Source organism: Nocardia sp. NPDC049149, assembly GCF_043197455.1.
Taxonomy (GTDB): Bacteria; Actinomycetota; Actinomycetes; order Mycobacteriales; family Mycobacteriaceae; genus Nocardia.
In genome coordinates this window covers 1,027,682-1,048,069 of sequence record NZ_JBICTD010000001.1, presented here as the reverse complement: position 1 = coordinate 1,048,069, position 20,388 = coordinate 1,027,682, and the positions used below count along the sequence as shown (strand labels likewise).

Here is a 20,388-nt window from a genome sequence, read left to right as displayed (position 1 = left end):
CGCAATTATGCTGGCCGCTCCATGGGGTTGGGTCTATCAGGTTGATCTGTCGTAAAGGGTGCCTCTTCAGTGCGCGCGATCTCCAAGGCGCGCCGGACGCCACGGCGGAACGAGAGCCCGACCAGTCGCTGGGCGATGGGCCGGAAGGCGAGCGCGAACCCGACCCACCACGGCGAAACGACCCGGTGGCGGCGCTGTGCGATCGCTCTTTCCACCGCGTCGATGGCGGGGGCGAGCGGCGCGACGCCGGACACGGCGGACCGGCCGAGCGCGGCACGGGCCGCGTCCGTGCCGAAGCCGCGCGAGGTCATGTCGGTGTCGAGTTCGGCGAAGTACGCGATCCCCACCTTGGCGCCGGTGTGCGCCACCTCGATGCGCAACGTGTTGCCGAGCACCGCCACCGCCGCCTTCGATGCGCTGTACGCGCCGACCAGCGGCAGGTTCACCGCGGCGGCCAACGAAGAAACAAGCAGCGCATAGCCATTCGAGTGACTGATGTGCGGCCCCGCCGCGCGCACGGTGTAGTAGACGCCGAGCACGTTGACCGCGAGCGTCTGCTCCATCACCGTGGGATCACCGCCGATCAACGGCAACTGCCGCGCGACACCGGCATTGGCGACCACCACGTCCAGCCCGCCGAGCTCATCGACCAGGGTCTGCACCACCCGATCCACCTGTTCGGCGTCGCCGACATCGCAGTACCGCCATGGCGCGTCGCCGCATTCGCTCGCCACCTCGGCCAGCAGTTCGGCCTCCAACCCGAGCAGCGCGACCTCGGCACCGTGCGCATGCAACTGCCGAGCCAGCGCAGCCCCGATCCCCCGCGCTGCCCCGGTGATCAAAACCTTGCGCCCGGCAACGGACGCCCCGGAAAACAGCTTCATGCTGCGACGGTACCACCCAAGAACACATTCGTTCGCAAATAGTCGCGGTCCACGAACGCAGCGCCGAGCTGCGCGATTCGATCCGCTGCCGCGGTGCCGAAGTGACTCTCCAGTAACCGAGCCGTGAACTCCGCGGTGGTTTCCTTCGGAATGACAGGGAGGCCTGATGGGCTGCGCGACGGACACCGGTTAGGGTGCTGTTGACGAAGGGCCAACTGGCTGTCACGAACGAGAGGACCATCGTGGAGATTTCGGGTTCCGCCGCCATTGTCACCGGGGGCGCATCGGGCCTCGGCGCCGCCACCGCCAAGCGTTTCGCCGAGCTGGGGGCCACGGTCTTCGGCCTGGACGTGCCGCAGTCGATCGAGCGGGCAGGCGACAGCGTGCCTGCCGGCGTCACCCTGATTCCGGCCGACGTGACCAGCAACGACGAGGTCACCGCCGCCGTCGCGCAGGTCGTCGACTCCGGCGCGCCGCTGCGCATCGTGGTCAACTGCGCCGGTGTCGGCTGGGCCGGACGCATCCTGTCCAAGAACGGCCCGCACGACCTGGAGCTGTTCCGCACCGTCATCACCGTGAACCTGCTCGGCACCTTCAACGTGATGCGCCTGGCCGCCGACGCCATCTCGAAGACCGACGCGGTCGACGAGTACGGCCAGCGTGGCGTCATCATCAACACCGCATCGGTGGCCGCGTTCGAAGGCCAGATCGGCCAGATCGCGTACTCGGCCTCCAAGGGTGGCGTGCACGGCATGACCGTGCCCGCCGCGCGTGACCTCGCCCAGTTCGGCATTCGCGTGAACACCATCGCGCCGGGCATCATCGACACCCCGATGCTGGCAGGCGTCACCGAGGAGTACCGCAAGGGGCTCGAGGCGGGCGTGCCGTTCCCGTCGCGGCTCGGCCGCCCGGACGAGTACGCGCAGCTCTCGCAGTACATCGTCGAGCACGACTACCTCAACGGCGAGACCATCCGCATGGACGGCGCACTGCGCATGGCGCCGCGCTAGCAGCCACCGCCAAGGCCGCCATCGACCAGATCCGGGTCGGTGGCGGCCTTTTCGCTATCACGACGGTTTGTGGCCGATGCCGAGGAACGCGGTGGTCGACAGCGGATGGTGCGGGCGGTAATGCTCGGCGAGATAGTCCTGTATCACGGCGGCTCGCTCGGCCCACACCTGCTCACCGAGCTTGCGGCGGCACAACACCAGCGGCGCACTGCTGCGCGCCATGGTGTCCCACAGCTGTCCGGCATCGGCGAAGGCGAGCGAGGTCGAATGCCGTTGGATGGAGACACCTTCGAAGCCTGCGCTGCGCATCTCGCTCTGGAAGACCTCCGGGTTCTCCAGGCTCAAGTAGTTGGGCTGCGGCTCCTCGACGCTCGGGTCGGCGGCGCGAAAAGCGCCGAACATCAACCGCATCAGCGGTGCATCCTGCACCGGCGCCCAACTGGACACCACCGCCGTCGCGCCGGGCCGGAGCACCCGGAACAGTTCGGCAAAACCCTTGGCGCGCTCCGGGAAGAACATCAGCCCGAACATGGAGAACCCGGCATCGAATTGCTCGTCGTCGAACGGTAGCGCCTGCCCGTCCCCGACCCTGGTCTCGATATTCGTCAGTCCCGCGGCCTGCGCGGCGGCCTCCAATCGCGCGAGCATCGAGCCGGAGAAGTCGATGGCCTGCACCTGCGCCACCTGTGGCGCAGCGAGCAGGCTCAGCAATCCAGTGCCCGCCGCGACGTCGATCACCTGGGAAGACGGCGTCAGCGCTGCGAATTCGATGGCACAGTCGGAGAACGGCTGCATGATCGCCGGCGCGAATTCGGCGTAGCCGTCGGCCACCAGGTCCCACGGTTCGGCGACGGCGAGGGGGTTTCCGGACATAAGCGGGCGATCCTTTCGATCGTCCAAATTTAACCGCGTCCCGGCCCGTCAACCCATCAACTCGTGCGAATATCGCTGTGCGCGAGGCAAATCAGAAACGGCCGAGGGCCACCTCGCTAGGGAGATGACCCTCGGCCGTATTCGACTGCTCGATCTCAGAGCGTGCGGGTGAGGCGATCGGTGAGGATGTGCGCGAACCGCGCCGGATCCTTCAGCTCGCCACCTTCGGCCAACACCGCTGTGCCGTAGAGCAACTCGGCGGTCTCGGTGAGCTCGGGCACCTTGCCCGCGTCGGCGTCTTCCTTGCGGGTGTCGTAGGCGTCGCGCAGACCGGTGACCAGCGGGTGGGTCGGGTTCAGCTCGAGGATCCGCTTGGTTTCCGGCATCAGCTGCCCGGAGGCGCGGTACATCCGCTCCAGCATCGGCGTGAAGTCGAAGACGTCGCCGACCAGACAGGCGGGCGAGGTGGTGAGCCGACTGGTCAACCGCACCTCTTTGACACTGTCCGCCAAGGACTTACCGAGCCAGGACAGCACCTCGGCGAAGTCCTTGTCCTGCTGTTCGCGCAGCGCCTCGGAGGCCTTCTTCTCCTCCTCCGACTCCAGGTCGACCTCGCCCTTGGCGATCGAGGTGAACGGCTTGCCGTCGAACTCGGGCACCGAGCCGACCCACATCTCGTCCACCGGATCGGTCAGGATCAGCACCTCGCGTCCCTTGGCCTGGAAAGCCTCGATGTGCGGGGAGCTTTCGATCTGCTGCCTGGTCTCGCCGGTCATGTAGTAGATCGCGTCCTGGCCCTCGGGCATGCGCTCCACATACTGCGCCAACGTGGTCAGCTCGGTCTCGGAGTTCGTCGAGGCGAACGAGGACACCTGCAGGATCGTTTCGCGGTTGTCGACGTCGCCGAGCAGGCCCTCCTTGAGGACGCGGCCGAATTCCTTCCAGAAGGTCTGGTACTTCTGCGGATCCTCGGCGCCTTGCAGCTCCTTGACCGTGGACAGCACCTTCTTGACCAGCCGCTTGCGGATCATCTGGATCTGACGGTCCTGCTGCAGGATCTCGCGAGACACGTTGAGCGACAGGTCCTGCGCGTCCACCACGCCCTTGACGAAGCGCAGGTACTCCGGCATCAGCTCTTCGCAGTTGTCCATGATGAACACCCGCTTGACGTAGAGCTGCACGCCGCGCTTGTGCTCGCGGGTGAACAGATCGAACGGCGCCTGCGACGGAAGGAACAGCAGCGCCTGGTATTCGAAGGTGCCTTCGGCCTTCAGCGGGATGATCTCCAGCGGATCGTCCCACGCGTGGCTGACGTGCTTGTAGAACTCCTTGTACTCCTCGTCGCTGACCTCGCTCTTCGGGCGGGTCCACAGCGCCTTCATGGAGTTGAGGGTCTGGTCCTCGACGACCGTCTTCTCGGTCTTCTCCTCGCCCTCACCCTCGGTGACGGTGCGCTCGACCTGCATGCGGATCGGCCAGGAGATGAAGTCGGAGTACTTCTTGACGATCTCCCTGAGCTTCCACTCCAGGGTGTAGTCGAAGAGGTGGTCTTCCTCGTCGGCGGGCTTCAGGTGCAGCGACACCGCGGTGCCCTGCGGGGCCTCGTCGAGGGTTTCGATGGTGTAGGTCGAGCTGCCCGCGGCCGATTCCCAGCGGGTGCCTTCGGTCTCGCCCGCGCGCCGGGTGGTCAGCGTGACCTTGTCGGCGACCATGAAGGTCGAGTAGAAGCCGATGCCGAATTGGCCGATCAGTTCCGCCGTGTCGACGGTGCCTGTGCTCTTGGCCTCGTTCAGCTTCTTGCGCAGCTCGGCGGTGCCGGACTTGGCGAGGGTTCCGATCAGGTCAACCACCTCGGCACGGGACATGCCGATGCCGTTGTCGCGCACGGTCAGGATCCGGTTGTCCTTGTCGACCGCCAGCTCGATGTGGAGGTCGGACGTGTCGACATGCAGATCCTTGTCCCGGTACGACTCCAGGCGCAGCTTGTCCAGCGCGTCGGAGGAGTTCGAGATCAGCTCCCGCAGGAAGGTGTCCTTGTTGGAGTAGACCGAATGGATCATCAGCTCGAGCAGCTGATGCGTCTCTGCCTGAAACTCGAGTTGTTCGACGTGCTCTGTCACGCCGCGATGGTACCGCTGCGGCCGAACGGCCAGTGCCGGAGGAGGTAGCGCAGCGTCACCACGCAGGCACCCGGTCGGCCGCGATCAGGCACAGCCGAAGGGCCAGGATCGGAGGAGGTCACCCGGCGGCAGCGGACTCGATCGCGGGGGGCTCAGACCTCCAGCCGGAAATCCGTCAGACCGGGCACCTCCGCGTCGGCGCGATCGGTCATCCATTGGCGCAGCACCTGGGTGGCGCGCACGTCGTCCTCGTTGTACTCCAGCAGTCGGGTGCGCTGGCTCATATCCGGCTCGCCCTCGTAGCCGACGGCCAGCCGGTACCAGCTCATCGACGCCTCGCCGCCCGCCTCGGCGTCACGCCAGGCGAAGCCGGCGACCGGGGCGATCTTCTTGAGCCCCTTGCCGTTCGGGCAGATGAACTGATCGGAGACGGCGAGGAACATGTCCACCCACTGCGGCCCGTCGACGAACTGCCGCACCTGGTCGACCGTCGGCACCCCGGGCCGACCGGCGAACCTGCGGGCCGACTCGTACAACCACTTGTCCTCGGCGGTGCGCGAATAGCAATAGGCGGCAAAGGTTTTCCCAGCAGCGGCGGCATCGGCGCGCACCGACATCAGCCAGGTCCAGAACTCGCCGAACGAGCGGCCCTCGTCCTCGGTGGGCAGCGGATCCCAGGTGACGAACGGGCGATACACCCCGTCGAGCAGCGTGCCCCACAGGTAGGCGCCGTATTCCTGGAAGCTCTCCAGGTCGACGTCCACCTCGACATCGGCGCGCTGCACCCGAATCGGCTGCACTCTGCGCACCAGCGGCGCGCCCGCGATCCAGGCCCGCGCGGTGACCACGGCCTCGATGAACGGCCCGTGCTGCCAGTCCTCCGGGTCGTCGCCGACCCAGCTCGCCAGGTCGTCGATGGTCTGCACGCCGTGCCTGCGCAACACCTCGGCCCGCGAGCCCGGCGCGACCAGGCTGACGTCGCGGTGTTCGATGAGCCAGCCCTCACAGCTCGGGCCGTCGACGCTGCGGGTCCACCACGGGCACTGTCTGCATTCGGGCACCTTCGACGGCACCGTCGGCAGCTCGCCACGCACCACGGCGACCCGATCGGCGTAGCGCTGGTCGTAGTCGGCGAGCACCGGGCCGAGGTCGTGCACCAGGATGCGGTCGAAGTGGTAGCCGATCACGCCGCCCACCAGCGCCGGGCTGGCCAGGCCGTGCCGCTGCAGCATCCGGTACAGGTGCGCGAGCCGCTGCTGGTCGCGCGGCTGCTGGCGCAGCTTGCGATGCGGATCCGGTTGCGGATTCCAGTGATACGGGTCCGAGGTGGTCGGATGGAAGTCGGCGGGCTCAGGATTGCGCGGGTCGGTCACCTTGTGGTTCACCACGATCACCGGGATGTAGCCGCCGCGATCGAGGTCGCGCAGCAGGATCTCGGAGCCGCCGCGTCTGCCGGTCTCCGGCTCCTGCGGCAGCAGCCCACCCCAAATGTGTTGCACGCCCGCGGCACACGCGCGCATGGTGGCCTCGGCCCGCTCCGCCGCGCGCAGGCTCGGGTCGATGATCACCCAGCCCTCGGGATCCGCGGCGATCAACGCGTCACGCACCCGCAGCCGATGCAGGGTCGCCGCCTCCCTGCGCTGCCGCACGCCGGGATCCTCGCCGACCCCGGCCAACGCGCCGGGATGCACCGCGTCCAGATGCAGCCGATGACGGCAGCCGATGAGTGCGCGCGCATCGATGAAAGGGGTCGACACATCGGCGACACCGGCTGGCCGTTCGACGGTCATGCCGTTGTGCGTGTGACCTTCCCGGTCATCGATGCCCGAATCCACGTAATGCAGTATGGTCCCTCCCTCCGACATTCCCACGAACCCCATGCGCACGCGGTGCGAGCGTCAGGCCCGGAGCTTGCGTAACCACGCACGGCCGGGGAGCGCCGCCGATTCGACACAGCAGGTTCCCTCCGTGGTGTCAGCATCCACCCGTTAGGGTAAGGACAAACCGTGTGACATGGGCGGACGGGCTTTCCCCGGCGTCGTACTGCCATGGCAAACCAGCATGACGGAGGGCCTTCGATGGGGTTGTTCACGAAGCGCAAGCGGCGCCCGAGCCGCAGGGCCGAGGCGAAAGCTCTCAAGCACAAGGCCGGCCTCGAGGCCAAGCTGGTCGCGAGGAACGACCGCAAATCCCGTCGCGCCGAGGCTCGTACCCAGCGCAAGGTCGCCAAGGCGCAGATCTCGGCGTTGCAGGCGGAGGAGAAGGCCTCGCTCAAGGTGGCCGCGAAGGCCGAGCGCGAGCTGTTCAGCGCGAGCCAGGTCAAGAAGTACCTCGGGGTGGCACGGGTGCTCATCCCGGTGCTCGCGCCGCTGGCCTACCGTGCGGCGACGTTCGTGCGCGCGCAGCTCGACACCCGCAAGGCCCAGCAGCTCGGCATCGGTCTCGACCAGCTCGGCGAATTCGGCGGCCACGGCGCCAAGCTGCAGGCCAGGATCGCCAATGCCGAAGCGGCGCTTGGCAAGGTGAGCGCGCAGGACGGCAAGGACAAGGGCGAGACGCAGAAGTTCGTCACCGCGACCCAGTCCCGGCTGGAGAGCCTCGCCACCGCCGTGCAAACCGCCGAGCAGATGCCTGCCCCGCGTCGCCGCGCGGTGCACGCGTCGATTTCGGACGAGCTGTCCACCGTCGAGGCCGACGTGCTGGCGCGCCTCGGCGTGCGCTGACCCCAGCGCGATGCCACGCCCACCCGCCACCGGCCACCTGCGCGGTGGCCTGGTGGGTGCGCTGGTCGGGTCGCTCGCCATCGCCGCGCACGGCAGCGCAGGCGGCGGCTTCGCCGGGTCGGCCGAGCTGACGGTCGTGGTGCTGCTCGCGGCGGCCGCCGGATGTGCCGCGAATGTGCTTGCCGCCGGACGTGGTTCGACGCTGCTGTGGCTCGGGCTCGGCCAGCTGGCCTGCCATCTCGCGTTGACCGGCCTGCTCGGTCACGACCATCCGGCGCCGGACACCGCGCTGCTGCCGACCGGCTGGATGCTGATCGCGCATGCGGTAGCCACCCTCGGTGCCGCACTGGTGATCTCGATCGCCGAGCGGCTCTACGCCGTGGCGTCCAGCGCGGTGCGCGCGGTACTCACCGCGGTGCGGCCTGCCCGCGTGCGCGAACCGGCAGGCTGGGCCAATCCCGGTCTCCCACACTATTTCTTCGCTCCGAACGGCGCCATCGGCCCGCGTGCGCCGCCGCGGCAGGCCTGACCAGCCACCGCACCCCCCTTCGGACAGAAAGCCTTTCGATGTACCGTTCGATTTCGCGCGCCACCGGCACCGCCGCGTCCGCCGCCGCCCTCGTGCTGCTCGCCTGCGGCACCGCCGCCGCCCACGTCAGCGTCGACGCCCCCGGCGCACAGCAGGGCAAGTACTCGGTCGCCACCTTCCGGGTGCCCACCGAATCGGAGACCGCGAGCACCACCGCGCTCACCGTCACCATCCCCAACCTGAAAAGCGCACGCACCGAGCCCATTCCGGGCTGGTCGAGCAAGGTCGAGAAGAACGACAAGGGCGAGATCACCGCGATCACCTGGACCGCGGAACCCGGCAACCCCGGCGTCGGCCCCGGCCAGTTCCAACGCTTCTCGCTCTCGCTCGGCCCGTTGCCCAAGCAGGACGCGGTCAGCTTCCCGGCCAAACAGACCTACAGCGACGGCAAGGTCGTCGAGTGGAATCAGCCCGCGGGCAAAGACGGTGCGGAGCCGGAACATCCGGCGCCATCGATCACCCTGGCCAAAGGCAGCACCACCGCCGATCACAGTGCCGACACCGCAACCACCGCCGCCGCTGACGACACCGATGACACCGCCCGCTGGCTCGGCGGCATCGGCCTCGCGCTCGGCCTGCTCGGCGTGGCACTCGGCCTCGGCAACGTGATCCGGGCCAGGCAGTCATGACCCGGCGGTTACTCACCGCGCTGGTGGCCGGGCTGTTCCTGCTCGGATTCGGTGTCGCCGCAACGGGAACCGCCGCCGCGCACTCCGCCCCGACCGGCAGCGTGCCGGACGACGGCGCGAACATCGACAGCGGGCCCGCACGGGTCAGCATCACCTTCAACGAGGAGTTGCAGCCGAACTTCCCGTCGCTCACCGTGGTCGGCCCGGACGGCAACCTGTGGTCCAAGTCGACGCCGACGGTCGACGGCAAGACGGTCAGCGTCGAGGTGGGCGAGCTCGGACCGGCAGGCGAGTACACGGTCGCCTACCGGGTGACCTCCGCCGACGGACATCCGGTCACCGGCAAGCGGCATTTCACGCTCAGCAAGGCAGGCACCGGAACCCCAGGCCCCAAGCCGACGGCCAAGGGGTCCGACGGTGACAAGGCCAGCTCCGGCGGAATTCCGTTGTGGGTCTTCATCGTCGGCGCCGTCGTCCTGTTCGGTGGCGGGCTGGCGTTCGCCCTGTTCGGCGGCAGGAGCCGGAAACCGAAGTCGTGACGGGACGGACGATCGGCGGCCGAGGCGGTGCGCGGCCGAGCACCGTGCGCGCACCGTGGTCGGTGCTGCTGATCGTCCCGGCCGCGCTGCTCGGCGTGCTGCTCGCCTGGGTGCTCACGCTGCCCGCGCCGTTCGCCGCCGAGTCGGTGGCCAGGGTGCTCGCCGACGGCGCAGGCGCGACGGTGCTCGGGCTCGCCGCACTGCCGCGGCTGCAGCCGCGGCTCGAACCGCCGTGGCGGTTGCTCGCCGTGCTCGCCGGATTCTGGTGCGGCGCCGAGTTCGCGGTGCTGGTGTTCGAGGCGGCGCAGGTGGTCGGCGTGCCGGTGGACGGGTTGCGGGCCAACCAATTCGGCAACTACCTGATTGATCTCAGCGGCGGACAGGTCGGCATCGCCATCCTGGTCGGGGTCGGCGCGGTCGCCTGTTATGCGGCGGTGGCGTTCCGGCGGGCCGACATCGCGTCCACCGATCTGGTCCTCGTGTTCGCGGCGGTCGCGCTGGCGTTGCGGCCGATCACCGGGCACATGTCGCAGCAGACCTTCGGCTCGGTGCTTGCGGCCGTGCACGCGCTGGCCGCGGGCGCCTGGTTCGGGTTGCTTGTCGCGCTCGCATTGGTGATACGCACCCGCGGCGAATGGGCAACGGTGCTGCCGCGCTATTCGACGGTGGCGCTACCACTGATCGCCACGGTGGCGGTGACCGGGCTGCTCAACGGGCTGGTCAGAGTCGGCGGGATCACGCCGTTCGTCGAGACCGGCTACGGGCGCATCCTGCTCGCGAAAACCCTTGTGCTGCTTGTCCTGCTCGCGCTGGGCTGGTGGTGGCGGCGCAGCTGGGTGCAGCTGGCCGCGGACCATCGGATGACCGCGGCGGCGTCGCTGCGCAGGGCCGTTGTCGAAGTGGTGGTGATGGCACTGGCATTCGGGCTGGCCGCCACCCTCGCGGTCACCGCGTAGTGCGGCGCTGACCAGGCAGCCGAGATCGACACCGGTTACTGTTTTCGCATGACCGAAGTGAAGATCGTCGAGGACTGTGCCGCCTCGGCGGAATCCGCGTTCGCCTACGTGAACGACTATCAGAACCTGCCGCGCTTCCTGTACGGAATCCAGTCCTTCACGCCGGTCGGCACCCAGACGGTCGGCGTCGGCGCGACCTTCGACGGTCACATCAAACTCGGTCCCGCCTCGCTGAAGTCGCGCATCGAGGTGATCCGCTGGGAAGAGCACGCGGCCATCGCGGTGAAGTCGATCAAGGGCTTCGACGTCGAATCGACCTTCCTGTTCCATCCCAAGGGCGACGCGCTGTGCACCGTCGACGCAATCGTCGACTTCAAGGTCGGCAGCGGGCTGGCCGGACGCGCGCTCGGCAAGACCATCGAACCGTTCGTGAAGATCGCGGTGCAGCACACCACACACCACCTGATCACCCAGATCGTCGCCTTCCACGCGTCCCGCGAATCCGGGCAATCCGTGCACTGATCCCACTTGCACGGGCGGCCATCGGCCCTGGATGCTGGTCCGATGAGCGCGACACCGTCCTTCGTCCAGCGCCTCGGCTATATCGGCGGCCGCACCCTGCCCGCGTCGATGGCGGATTGGGTGCGCGAGGACCTGGTCGGACGCGGCGCGACCCGGCGCTATCTGCTGCGCATCCTGCTGCCGATCATCCCGGTGCTGATGCTGTTCCTGCTGCTGCCCGGCCCGCTGTGGATGGGGCTGGCAATGATGGCGCTGCTGTATCTGCCGCTGATCTATTTCACGGTGGCGCTGATGTATGTCTACCGGCGGCATCGGCTGATCAAGCACGGCCTGGATCCGGCGCTGGCCGATGAAGCGGCCCGGCGCAAAGCGGAACCGGAACGCCTCGCCTACGAGCGCAGGCACGGCCGAGGTTGACCCACTCAGCAACCTAGCGGTGACCAATGCCACAGGCATAGCCTTGATGCATGAACACCCCCACCATCAGGCAGCGGATCGCCTACGATCTGGGCCGCGAGCTCCCCGAGGAGCTACACGAGTGGGTCATCCGCGACCTCGTCGGACACGGGGCCATGGAACGCTATCTCGTCCGGTTCCTCGGGCCGGTCATTCCGTTCTTCGCCCTGGTACTGCTCTTTCCGGGCCCGATGCCGCTGAAGATCGGCTTGATCGTGATGATGATCGTCCCGTTGATCATCTTCACCGTGGCGCTCAGCTATGTGTGGCGCCGCTTCCGTCTGGTCCAGCACGGATTGAATCCCGCGCTGGTCGACCGCGCCAAGTTCTCCGAACACGATCGAGAGATGTACGAACTGCACTACGGACACCGCTAGCTACCTTCCAGGCGATCGACCTCGCAACGGGAGTGGCCCTCCCGGAAGTGCGCCTCGGCCATCCCTAAGCTGAGCCCGTGACCGAATCCAAAGACTTCGTAGCCACTGCCGACCTAGCCGACGAGATCGGCCCCGAGATCCGCAGCTGCGACACGCAGTTCATCCAGTTCGGTGGGCGCGCGGCGTTCGCGGGCCGCATCACCACCATCCGCTGCTTCCAGGACAACCTGCTGGTCAAGCAAACCCTCGGCGAGCCAGGCCAAGGCAAGGTGCTCGTGGTCGACGGCGGCGCGAGCGTGCACACCGCGCTGGTCGGCGACATCATCGCAGGCCGCGGCGTGGACAACGGGTGGGCAGGGGTCATCGTCAACGGCGCGGTCCGCGACTCGGCGATCCTGCGCACCCTCGACATCGGAGTGAAGGCGCTCGGCACCAACCCACGCAAGAGCACGCAGACCGGCGCGGGCGACCGCGACGTCCCCGTCGAGTTCGGCGGTGTCACCTTCGTGCCCGGCGACATGCTCTACAGCGACCACGACGGCGTCGTGGTGCGCGCCGAGAGCTGAAAGTAGGGGTCAGACAGCCACTCTGGCCTTGTGCCCGGCGAGGGCGACGACGTCCCCGATCTGTAACTGGCGCCCGCGGCGTAGTTCCACCTCGTCGTTCACCCGCACCAGGCCGGAGGCGATCACTGTCTTGGCCTCGGAGCCGGATTCGATCAGGTTGGCCAGTTTCAGGAACTGACCGAGCCGAATGACGTCGTCATCGATCGGTACATCGACTGGTTCTGACATGAGATACATCCTTACCGGGCGGCCGTAAACACTAAACATCGGGTCGCGGACGCGCGGACGATCCGCGCGTAACCGACATGCCCGGGTGGTCTTCGAGCACCCGGGCGGCGGCACCGTACACACTGGTTCAGTGACCACCACGCAAGCCCGGCAACACCTGATCGAACCGCCAGCGGACAGACCGACCCCACCAGTCCCACATCGAGGGCACGGACGACTCGCCGAAGTCCCGCATATCGCGGGTCTGGTGCTCGGGGTGTTCGCGGTGGCGTGTTTTCTGTGGAGCCTTTCGCCGGGGCTGCGTTTCCTGACCCAGGTGCCGCGCCGCTACGTCGACAACTACTACTTCGACGCGCCGGACACCAACCTGATGTGGGCGCTCATCATCGGCCTGCTCGCGGGCGCGCTCGCCAGCCGCAAGCGCATCGCCTGGTGGTTGTTACTCGGCTACGTGTCGCTGTACGCGTTCGCCAACGCCTGGGAATTCGCCGACACCGGCAATATTCACGCCCTGGTGGCGATGATCCTGCATCTCGTGGTGATCGGGGTGCTGCTCTCGTCCTGGCGCGAGTTCTACACGAGGGTGCGCCACGGCGCGGGCTGGAAGGCGCTCGGCGTGCTTGTCGGCGGCCTCGCGGTCGGCTGCCTACTCGGCTGGGGCCTGGTCGAGTTGTTCCCGGGATCGTTGCCGAGCGGCGTACAGCGGCCCGGCTGGGCGGTGTACCGGGTGACGGCCGCAGTGCTGGTGGACAACGAGCACTTCGACGGCCATCCGCGCCCGTTCGTCAACCTGCTGCTCGGCCTGTTCGGCGCCATCGCGCTGCTGGCCGCGGTGATCATCCTGCTTCGCTCGCAGCGCGCGGCGAACGCGATGACGGGCACCGACGAGTCCGCGATCCGCGGGCTGCTGGAACGCTCCGATGTCGAGGACTCGCTCGGCTACTTCGCGACCCGGCGCGACAAGGCGGTGGTGTTCGCACCGAGCGGCAAGGCGGCGGTCACCTATCGCGTCGAGCTCGGCGTCTGCCTGGCCAGCGGCGACCCGGTCGGCATTCGCGAGGCCTGGCCGCAGGCGATCGATGCCTGGTTGCGGATGGCCGACGAATTCGGGTGGGCGCCAGCGGTCATGGGCGCGAGCGAGATCGGCGCGACGGCCTACCGGCGGGCCGGGCTTTCCGTCATCCGGCTCGGCGACGAAGCCATCCTGGACACCAGGACCTTCTCGCTCGCAGGCCCGGAGATGAAGCCGGTCCGGCAGGCCGCCAACCGGTTGCGCAAGCACGGGATCACCGTCCGGATCCGCAGGCACAGTGACATTCCGGCCGAGGAGTTCCCCCGGGTGATCGCGCGCGCGGACGCCTGGCGCGACACCGAGACCGAACGCGGCTTCTCGATGGCGCTCGGCAGGCTCGGCGATCCGCTGGACGGGGACTGCCTGCTGGTCGAGGCCGTGAACGCGCAGGATCGAGTGCTCGGCATGCTATCGCTGGTGCCGTGGGGCCGCACCGGCGTCTCGCTCGAGCTGATGCGCCGCGACCCGCACGGCCCGAACGGCGTGATGGAGCTGATGATTTCGCAGCTCGCGCTCAACTCCGAGCAGCACGGCATCACGAAGGTGTCGCTGAACTTCGCGGTGTTCCGCTCGGTGTTCGAGGAGGGCGGCCAGATCGGCGCAGGCCCGGTGCTGCGGCTGTGGCGCGGTGTGCTCCTTTTCTTTTCGCGCTGGTGGCAGCTGGAGGCGCTGTATCGCTCCAATGTGAAGTACCAACCTCATTGGGAGCCAAGGTTTTTCCTGTTCGAGGAGCGCAGGCACCTGCCGCGGGTCGCGGTCGCGGGCGCACTCGCCGAGGGGTTCCTGCCACGCTTCGGCAAGGAACCGGAGACGATCGTGCACACCGGCGCGCACAGCGCCGTGCCAGCGACGATGGCCGGCCTGCACGCCGACGGCAGCCCGCCCGATTTCGGACCCATCGAGGGCCAGGAGCTGCGGCCGCGGCGACCCGAGCAGGTGCGGGTGCGGATGGACAAGCTGGATCGGCTCGCCGCATCCGGCGTCGAGGCCTATCCCGTCGCCTACCCGCCGACCCATTCCGTCGCGGGCGCACGGCAATCGCCGCGCGGCACCACCGTCCGGGTCTGCGGCAGGCTGCTGCGCATCCGCGACTACGGCGGCGTGATCTTCGCCGTGGTGCGCGACTGGACCGACGACATCCAGCTGGTCATCGACCGCGACCGGGTCGGCGTCGAACGCAGCGCCGAGTTCACCGAATTCTTCGACCTCGGCGACCTGATCGAGGTGAGCGGGCAGATCGGCACCAGTCGGCGCGGCGAGCTCTCGCTGCTCGCGGCGGACTGGCGGATGCTCGGCAAGTGCCTGCATCCGTTGCCGGACAAGTGGAAAGGCCTGTCCGATCCCGAGGCGCGGGTGCGCCAGCGCTACGTCGATATGGCGATCAACGCCGAGACCAGGGAGGTGCTCGCCAAGCGCAGCGCGGTGGTCCGCTCGCTGCGTGATTCGTTGAACGCCAAGGGCTATCTGGAGGTGGAGACGCCGATCCTGCAGCAGGTGCACGGCGGCGCCAACGCCACCCCGTTCCGCACCCACATCAACGCCTACGACCTCGACCTGTATCTGCGGATCGCGCCCGAGCTGTATCTCAAGCGGCTGTGCGTCGGCGGCATGGAGAAGGTGTTCGAGATCGGCAGGACCTTCCGCAACGAAGGCGTCGACTTCAGCCACAATCCGGAGTTCACCATCCTCGAGGCGTACGAGGCGCACAGCGACTACGAGCGGATGATGCACGTGTGCCGCCAGCTCATCCAGCAGGCGGCGGTCGCGGCCAACGGGGCGATGGTGGCGTTGCGCCCCAAGGGCGACGGCTCGTTCGAGGAGGTGGACATCTCCGGCGACTGGGCGGTGAAGACCGTGCACGGCGCGGTGTCCGAGGCGATCGGCGCCGAGATCACTCCGCAGACCGAGCTCGACCAGCTGCGCGAACTGTGCGACAAGGCCGAGGTGCCTTACCAGCACGGCTGGGACGCCGGGCAGGTCGTGCTGGAAATGTACGAGCACCTGGTCGAAGCCAACACCGAGGCGCCGACGTTCTACATCGACTTCCCGACGTCGGTGTCCCCGCTGACGCGCGCGCACCGCTCGATCGAAGGCGTCACCGAACGCTGGGACCTGGTCGCCTGGGGCGTCGAACTCGGCACCGCCTACAGCGAACTCACCGATCCGGTCGAGCAGCGCCGCAGGCTCACCGAGCAGTCGATGCTCGCGGCCAACGGCGACCCGGAGGCGATGGAGCTCGACGAGGACTTCCTGCAGGCGCTCGAGCATGCGATGCCGCCGACCGGCGGGCTCGGCATGGGTGTCGACCGGGTGGTCATGCTGATCACCGGGCGCAGCATCCGCGAAACGCTGCCCTTCCCCTTGGTGAAACCTCGCTGAACGGGTCATTGCCCCGAAGGGTTCACAGGCGACGAATCGGACAGCTACCCTGGGAAATTCGGGCCGGGGCGGAGCGAGAAAGTTCGGTCCGGAGGATCGCCCGATACCTGAAAAGGGGTTGAAAATGTACCTTGACCTGCTGGCCAGCGCATCCTTGGTGGATCACAGCGTCTGGACCGACCCGAACGTGTTGGCCTCGACGCTCGAGTACTCGGCAAAGAAGAAGAAGAGCAGCGGCGGACTGATTTTCGGCGGCCTCTGCTGCCTCCTGGTCGTCGTCGCGATCGTCGGCGGCATCTACCTGATCACCAAGCGCAAGAAGAACCAGTAGCCTCCAGCCCCCGAGCGGCCCGGCTCGCCCCGCCAACTGCCGTGTTCGGCGCTGATGGGGCAGAGTGGGCGTGTGCAGTTGATTCTTGTTCGTCATGCTCAGCCGGTTCGGATCATGAATACGGAAGGGCCCGCTGACCCTGAGCTCGCGCCTGTCGGGCTGGAGCAGGCCGAACGGGTGCCGAGGGCGTTGGAGCACCATCGCATCAGCCGGGTGGTGAGCAGTTCACAGCGGCGGGCGCTGGATACGGCGGGGCCGACCGCGGCGAAGGTGGGGCTCGGCGTCGACGTCATCGCCGATCTGGCCGAATACGATCGGGACCTGCCCGCCTATATTCCGATCGAGGACGCCAAGGTCGAGTTCAAAGAGGTGTACGAGCAGATCAAGGCGGGGTACTTTCCGCCGCAGATCGACGGCAAGGCGTTCAAGTCGCGGGTGCTCGACGTGGTCGCCGAGATCGCGGCGACCACCGATCCGGCCGACACCGTTGTCGCCTTCACGCACGGCGGCGTGATCAACGTGCTGCTGCAGGAAGTGCTCGACTTGGAACTCCCGCTGACCTTTCCGATCGACTACTGCTCGATCACCCGAGTCCTGTTCTCCCGCACCGGACGTCGCACCGCGGCCACGGTGAACGAGAACGGACACGTCTGGGATCTGCTGCCGCGCAACATCAAGTCCTGAACCGTTCACAGAGGACTGCCAGGGACGTCGCACCGCCGTCCCAGCGACGGAGCCTTCGATGGGACCGGTGAGCCGCCACACCGCGGTTCACGGTTCGAGAGAAAGGAACTCCGTGTCGCTCTCCAGGAAGCCGACGCAGTGGCGTCGTCGCCTCACCAGGGTTGCCGTGGCAGGCGCGTTGCTCGCGCTGCCACTCGGCGCCCTCGCGGCCACCGCCTCGGCGGACACCCAGGACCCGACCACCGCCGCGGTGGCACCCGTCGATCAGGACGGCAGCGATATCAGCGGGCATCCGCATGGACCCGATTGGCAGCCGGGGCAGCATCGCGACGGCCCGCGCGGCCCACACCACCACCGCAACGGGCCGTGGCACGGCAACGGTGACCGGCCGCAGCCCGGTGACGCGCCGCAGTTCCAGCAGTTCCAGCGACTGCTGCCGCCGACCGGTTCCGGCTAGTCCGCGCGAAAAGCGAAGGCCCACCTCCCGATCGGGAGGTGGGCCTTGCTGGGTCGAGACGTGGATCAGGCCATGCCTGCGATCCAGTTGTGCATCCAGGAGATGGCGGTCTGACCGCCGCCGACCGGGTAGCTGCCGTACAGGGTGTGCGCCTGCGACTTGTAGAAACGCTCCAGATCCTTGGCCCGCTGCTCGTTCGCCGACTCGGTCAGCTGCGACTGCAGGGTTGGCACACCGCCGCTGGCGAACAGATCGTTCATGATGTTGCCCGCTTCGATCTGGTACCGCCACATGTTGGCCGGGTTCGCGTCCGAAGCCTGCGCCAGGAAGCCCGCGAACCGGGTGACGAAGTCGTCGGGCGCGGTCGCGCAGTACAGGTCGTCGAGCGCGCAGATGCTGCGGGTGCGGTCGCTGATCCAGCCGAAGCCGCCGACCCTGGCGCCGCCTGCGCCTGCGCCTGGTGCAGGCACGCCGACCTGAGTGTCGGTCGGGGAACGGCGCGGATCGGAGATCAGTCCGACGCCTGCGATCCGGTCCGGCGCCACGACGCTCTGCCCGCTGCCGATTTCGGCGGCGAGGTCGCCTGCGGCGTCAGCGCCCTGGCTGTAGCCGACGAGCGCGATCTTCGTTGCGCCGCATTCCTTGGCCATGTCGGAGATCAGGCCGCGCGCGTTGTCGACTGCTTCCTTCTTCGACTTGCCGTACACCTCGCCCTCCCACGGGAAGGCGGTTGCGGCGTAGGTCACGTAGTCGACCTCGGTCGACCTCGGCAAATTCCTGGTGACGCCGGCCAGCATGCCCGGCTGCGGCTTCTTGTCCTTGCCGGTCTCCCACGTCCCCGGGATGGCCACCACGTACAGGCTCGGGCACCCGGGCGCGGCGCTCACGGAGCCGGTGCCGAATACCAAGCCGGACAACACCGTCGCGGATGCACCCAGAGCCGCGACTACCTTTTTCAACTGCATTCCGCTCCAGTCCAAAAACATGCCTCTCGCGAGAGCACCCTCGACAAGTTGCGCACCAATGCTGAACCCGACGAATGACGTTTCAGTGCACGTTGGGTTAACACGAACCACCCACCGTTGTGCCGCCTGCAACCCCAACCCTCATCCCAAGATCAGCAGCACGACGGCATCACAATAAAGGTAGGAAGCCGTGTGCGCCATCCGAACCCCCACCGATGTCCAATTTCCGGCATCACCCCAAACATGCAGTTACCCACCACATCCCGACCCCACACGCCGACCCCGCAATCAATCCGCCAAGCAGCGAATTCACAGCTACCGCGACACGCCGAAGGCGTCCCCCACTACTCGTCTGAGGCCACTGCAAGCGAAAACACATCTGCCGGACATGAACTCCGAGCGGAATCCAATCGAGAATCCGCAGCCGCATGTTCATCAATGAACAAAGGCGCCTGGGACATTGCTGTCCGCAGGCGCCTTATTCCGCTCCGGTAAGAGAGGGTTCAGTTCATCGCTGAGCGACCATGGTCGGGGTGATCGGGGCCGGGAGCGCCGTCTCACCTTCCAGGAAGCGGTCCACCGCGGCGGCCGCGGCGCGACCTTCGGCGATGGCCCAGACGATGAGAGATTGACCGCGGCCCATGTCGCCCGCGACGAAGATGCCCGGGATGTTGGTCGCCCAGTTCTTGTCGCGCTGAACATTGCCGCGCTGGTCGTAGCCGACGCCGAGATCCTCGAGCAGGCCGGGCTTCTCGGGACCGGTGAAGCCCATGGCGAGCAGCACCAGGTCGGCCTCCAGCGTGAAGTCGGTGCCTTCGACCTTCTCGAAACGGCCATTGACCATCTTCACCTCGTGCGCCTGCAGCCCGGTGACCTTGCCGTCCGCACCGACGAAACGCTCGGTGTTGACGGAGAACACCCGCTCGCCGCCCTCCTCGTGCGCCGAGGACACCCGGTACATGAGCGGGTAGGTCGGCCACGGAGTCGATGCGGCCCGCTCCTCCGGCGGCCGCGGCATGATCTCGAACTGGTGGATGCTCTCGGCGCCCTGCCGGTGCGAGGTGCCGAGGCAGTCGGCGCCGGTGTCGCCACCGCCGATGATGACGACCTTCTTGCCCTTCGCGTGGATGGGCGGCAGGCCGTCGGCGTCGGTGACGTCGTCGCCGAGCTGCACCCGGTTGGCCCACGGCAGGAACTCCATGGCCTGGTGGATGCCGTCGAGTTCGCGGCCGGGGATCGGCAGGTCACGCGCCAGGGTGGCGCCGCCGGACAGCACGACCGCGTCGAACTGCTCGCGCAGCTGCTCGGCGGTGATGTCGACGCCGACGTTCACCCCGGTCTTGAAGATGGTGCCCTCGGCCTCCATCTGCGCCATCCTGCGGTCGATGAACCGCTTCTCCATCTTGAATTCCGGGATGCCGTAGCGCAGCAGGCCGCCGATGCGGTCGGCGCGCTCGTACACGGTCACGGTGTGGCCCGCCCTGGTGAGCTGCTGTGCCGCGGCGAGACCGGCGGGGCCGGAGCCGACGACGGCGACCTTCTTGCCGGTCAACCGAGTCGGGTAGACCGGGGTCACCCAGCCCTCGTCGAAGGCGTTCTCGATGAGCTCGACCTCGACCTGCTTGATGGTCACCGGATCCTGGTTGATGCCAAGGACACAGGACGCCTCGCACGGCGCGGGGCACAGCCGCCCGGTGAACTCCGGGAAGTTGTTGGTCGCGTGCAGCCGATCGATGCCCTCACGCCACTGGCCCTTGTAGACAAGGTCGTTCCACTCGGGGATCAGGTTGCCGAGCGGACAGCCGTTGTGGCAGAACGGGATACCGCAGTCCATGCACCGGCTGGCCTGACGCTGCAGGGTCTCGTGCGCGAAACCCTCCTCGTAGACCTCTTTCCAGTCCATCAACCGCAGCGGCACCGGCCGACGGGTCGGCAGTTCCCGAGAGGTGTGCTTCAAAAATCCTTGCGCGTCAGCCACGAGCGGCCTCCGTAATCTTGCCGTTGAACATCGGACTCAGCTGTTGGTTG

At 67.6% G+C, this 20,388-nt stretch carries 21 protein-coding genes; 14 read left to right on the top strand and 7 right to left on the bottom strand.

Annotation, left to right across the window (positions count from 1 at the left end; translation table 11 throughout):
- Positions 1-5: 5 nt before the first annotated feature.
- The gene (locus tag ACGFNJ_RS04915) at positions 6-884 is read right to left on the bottom strand and encodes an SDR family NAD(P)-dependent oxidoreductase (protein ID WP_393443390.1); all 879 of its coding nucleotides are present in this window, start codon (positions 882-884) and stop codon (positions 6-8) included.
- A 242-nt stretch (positions 885-1,126) separates the two neighbouring features.
- Here ACGFNJ_RS04915 and ACGFNJ_RS04910 point away from each other — a divergent pair, with 242 nt between their 5' ends.
- On the top strand, positions 1,127-1,894 hold the full coding sequence (locus ACGFNJ_RS04910; protein WP_393443388.1) for an SDR family NAD(P)-dependent oxidoreductase: 768 nt from the start codon (positions 1,127-1,129) through the stop codon (positions 1,892-1,894).
- A 57-nt stretch (positions 1,895-1,951) separates the two neighbouring features.
- Here the strand turns inward: ACGFNJ_RS04910 and ACGFNJ_RS04905 are convergent, their stop codons facing one another.
- The 3 genes from ACGFNJ_RS04905 to ACGFNJ_RS04895 all read right to left on the bottom strand — a co-directional run bounded on the left by ACGFNJ_RS04905 (position 1,952) and on the right by ACGFNJ_RS04895 (position 6,677).
- Positions 1,952-2,767, bottom strand: coding sequence for a class I SAM-dependent methyltransferase (locus tag ACGFNJ_RS04905; RefSeq protein ID WP_393443386.1), 816 nt, complete (start codon positions 2,765-2,767; stop codon positions 1,952-1,954).
- A 155-nt stretch (positions 2,768-2,922) separates the two neighbouring features.
- On the bottom strand, positions 2,923-4,887 hold the full coding sequence (gene htpG / locus ACGFNJ_RS04900) for a molecular chaperone HtpG (protein WP_393443384.1): 1,965 nt from the start codon (positions 4,885-4,887) through the stop codon (positions 2,923-2,925).
- Between the two features lie 152 nt (positions 4,888-5,039).
- On the bottom strand, positions 5,040-6,677 hold the full coding sequence (locus tag ACGFNJ_RS04895; protein ID WP_393443778.1) for a TM0106 family RecB-like putative nuclease: 1,638 nt from the start codon (positions 6,675-6,677) through the stop codon (positions 5,040-5,042).
- 288 nt (positions 6,678-6,965) lie between these two features.
- Here ACGFNJ_RS04895 and ACGFNJ_RS04890 point away from each other — a divergent pair, with 288 nt between their 5' ends.
- The 9 genes from ACGFNJ_RS04890 to rraA all read left to right on the top strand — a co-directional run bounded on the left by ACGFNJ_RS04890 (position 6,966) and on the right by rraA (position 12,244).
- The gene (locus ACGFNJ_RS04890) at positions 6,966-7,610 is read left to right on the top strand and encodes a DUF6474 family protein (RefSeq protein ID WP_393443382.1); all 645 of its coding nucleotides are present in this window, start codon (positions 6,966-6,968) and stop codon (positions 7,608-7,610) included.
- Between the two features lie 10 nt (positions 7,611-7,620).
- Entirely contained in the window at positions 7,621-8,139 is a 519-nt protein-coding gene (locus ACGFNJ_RS04885) for a hypothetical protein (RefSeq protein WP_393443380.1), read from the top strand.
- Between the two features lie 38 nt (positions 8,140-8,177).
- Positions 8,178-8,828 carry a YcnI family protein gene (locus ACGFNJ_RS04880; protein WP_393443378.1) on the top strand — a complete coding sequence of 217 codons (651 nt, stop codon included), beginning with the start codon at positions 8,178-8,180 and terminating at the stop codon, positions 8,826-8,828.
- On the top strand, positions 8,825-9,367 hold the full coding sequence (locus tag ACGFNJ_RS04875) for a copper resistance protein CopC (RefSeq protein WP_393443376.1): 543 nt from the start codon (positions 8,825-8,827) through the stop codon (positions 9,365-9,367). Before ACGFNJ_RS04880 ends, ACGFNJ_RS04875 begins: the two co-directional genes overlap by 4 nt.
- Complete coding sequence (locus ACGFNJ_RS04870) at positions 9,364-10,323, top strand: CopD family protein (protein WP_393443374.1); 960 nt, start codon at positions 9,364-9,366, stop codon at positions 10,321-10,323. The genes ACGFNJ_RS04875 and ACGFNJ_RS04870 overlap by 4 nt, the downstream gene beginning before the upstream one ends.
- A gap of 48 nt (positions 10,324-10,371) precedes the next feature.
- Positions 10,372-10,845 (top strand): SRPBCC family protein, encoded by a 474-nt coding sequence (locus ACGFNJ_RS04865; protein WP_393443372.1) that lies wholly within the window; start codon positions 10,372-10,374, stop codon positions 10,843-10,845.
- Positions 10,846-10,887: 42 nt separating this feature from the next.
- Positions 10,888-11,262: a DUF5313 family protein gene (locus ACGFNJ_RS04860; RefSeq protein ID WP_393443370.1), complete on the top strand. Its 375-nt coding sequence runs from the start codon at positions 10,888-10,890 to the stop codon at positions 11,260-11,262.
- 50 nt (positions 11,263-11,312) lie between these two features.
- On the top strand, positions 11,313-11,678 hold the full coding sequence (locus ACGFNJ_RS04855) for a DUF5313 family protein (RefSeq protein ID WP_393443368.1): 366 nt from the start codon (positions 11,313-11,315) through the stop codon (positions 11,676-11,678).
- Between the two features lie 77 nt (positions 11,679-11,755).
- Positions 11,756-12,244 (top strand): ribonuclease E activity regulator RraA, encoded by a 489-nt coding sequence (rraA, locus tag ACGFNJ_RS04850; protein WP_393443366.1) that lies wholly within the window; start codon positions 11,756-11,758, stop codon positions 12,242-12,244.
- A gap of 9 nt (positions 12,245-12,253) precedes the next feature.
- On the opposite strand, the gene ACGFNJ_RS04845 is transcribed toward rraA, so the two are convergent.
- Complete coding sequence (locus ACGFNJ_RS04845; protein ID WP_069165339.1) at positions 12,254-12,472, bottom strand: RNA-binding S4 domain-containing protein; 219 nt, start codon at positions 12,470-12,472, stop codon at positions 12,254-12,256.
- 130 nt (positions 12,473-12,602) lie between these two features.
- Between ACGFNJ_RS04845 and lysX the strand changes: the two genes are divergently transcribed.
- From lysX to ACGFNJ_RS04825, 4 genes are all read left to right on the top strand, one after another.
- Entirely contained in the window at positions 12,603-15,923 is a 3,321-nt protein-coding gene (gene lysX, locus ACGFNJ_RS04840; RefSeq protein WP_393443364.1) for a bifunctional lysylphosphatidylglycerol synthetase/lysine--tRNA ligase LysX, read from the top strand.
- Positions 15,924-16,047: 124 nt separating this feature from the next.
- Positions 16,048-16,254, top strand: coding sequence for a hypothetical protein (locus tag ACGFNJ_RS04835; RefSeq protein ID WP_393443362.1), 207 nt, complete (start codon positions 16,048-16,050; stop codon positions 16,252-16,254).
- 72 nt (positions 16,255-16,326) lie between these two features.
- Positions 16,327-16,938 carry a histidine phosphatase family protein gene (locus ACGFNJ_RS04830; protein ID WP_393443360.1) on the top strand — a complete coding sequence of 204 codons (612 nt, stop codon included), beginning with the start codon at positions 16,327-16,329 and terminating at the stop codon, positions 16,936-16,938.
- A gap of 112 nt (positions 16,939-17,050) precedes the next feature.
- The gene (locus ACGFNJ_RS04825; protein WP_393443358.1) at positions 17,051-17,395 is read left to right on the top strand and encodes a hypothetical protein; all 345 of its coding nucleotides are present in this window, start codon (positions 17,051-17,053) and stop codon (positions 17,393-17,395) included.
- 65 nt (positions 17,396-17,460) lie between these two features.
- Here ACGFNJ_RS04825 and ACGFNJ_RS04820 read toward each other — a convergent pair whose 3' ends face one another.
- Together ACGFNJ_RS04820 and ACGFNJ_RS04815 are read right to left on the bottom strand one after the other, a co-directional pair.
- Positions 17,461-18,360 carry a cutinase family protein gene (locus tag ACGFNJ_RS04820; RefSeq protein ID WP_393443356.1) on the bottom strand — a complete coding sequence of 300 codons (900 nt, stop codon included), beginning with the start codon at positions 18,358-18,360 and terminating at the stop codon, positions 17,461-17,463.
- A 508-nt stretch (positions 18,361-18,868) separates the two neighbouring features.
- Positions 18,869-20,338: a glutamate synthase subunit beta gene (locus ACGFNJ_RS04815; protein WP_393443354.1), complete on the bottom strand. Its 1,470-nt coding sequence runs from the start codon at positions 20,336-20,338 to the stop codon at positions 18,869-18,871.
- Between the last annotated feature and the right edge of the window lie 50 nt (positions 20,339-20,388).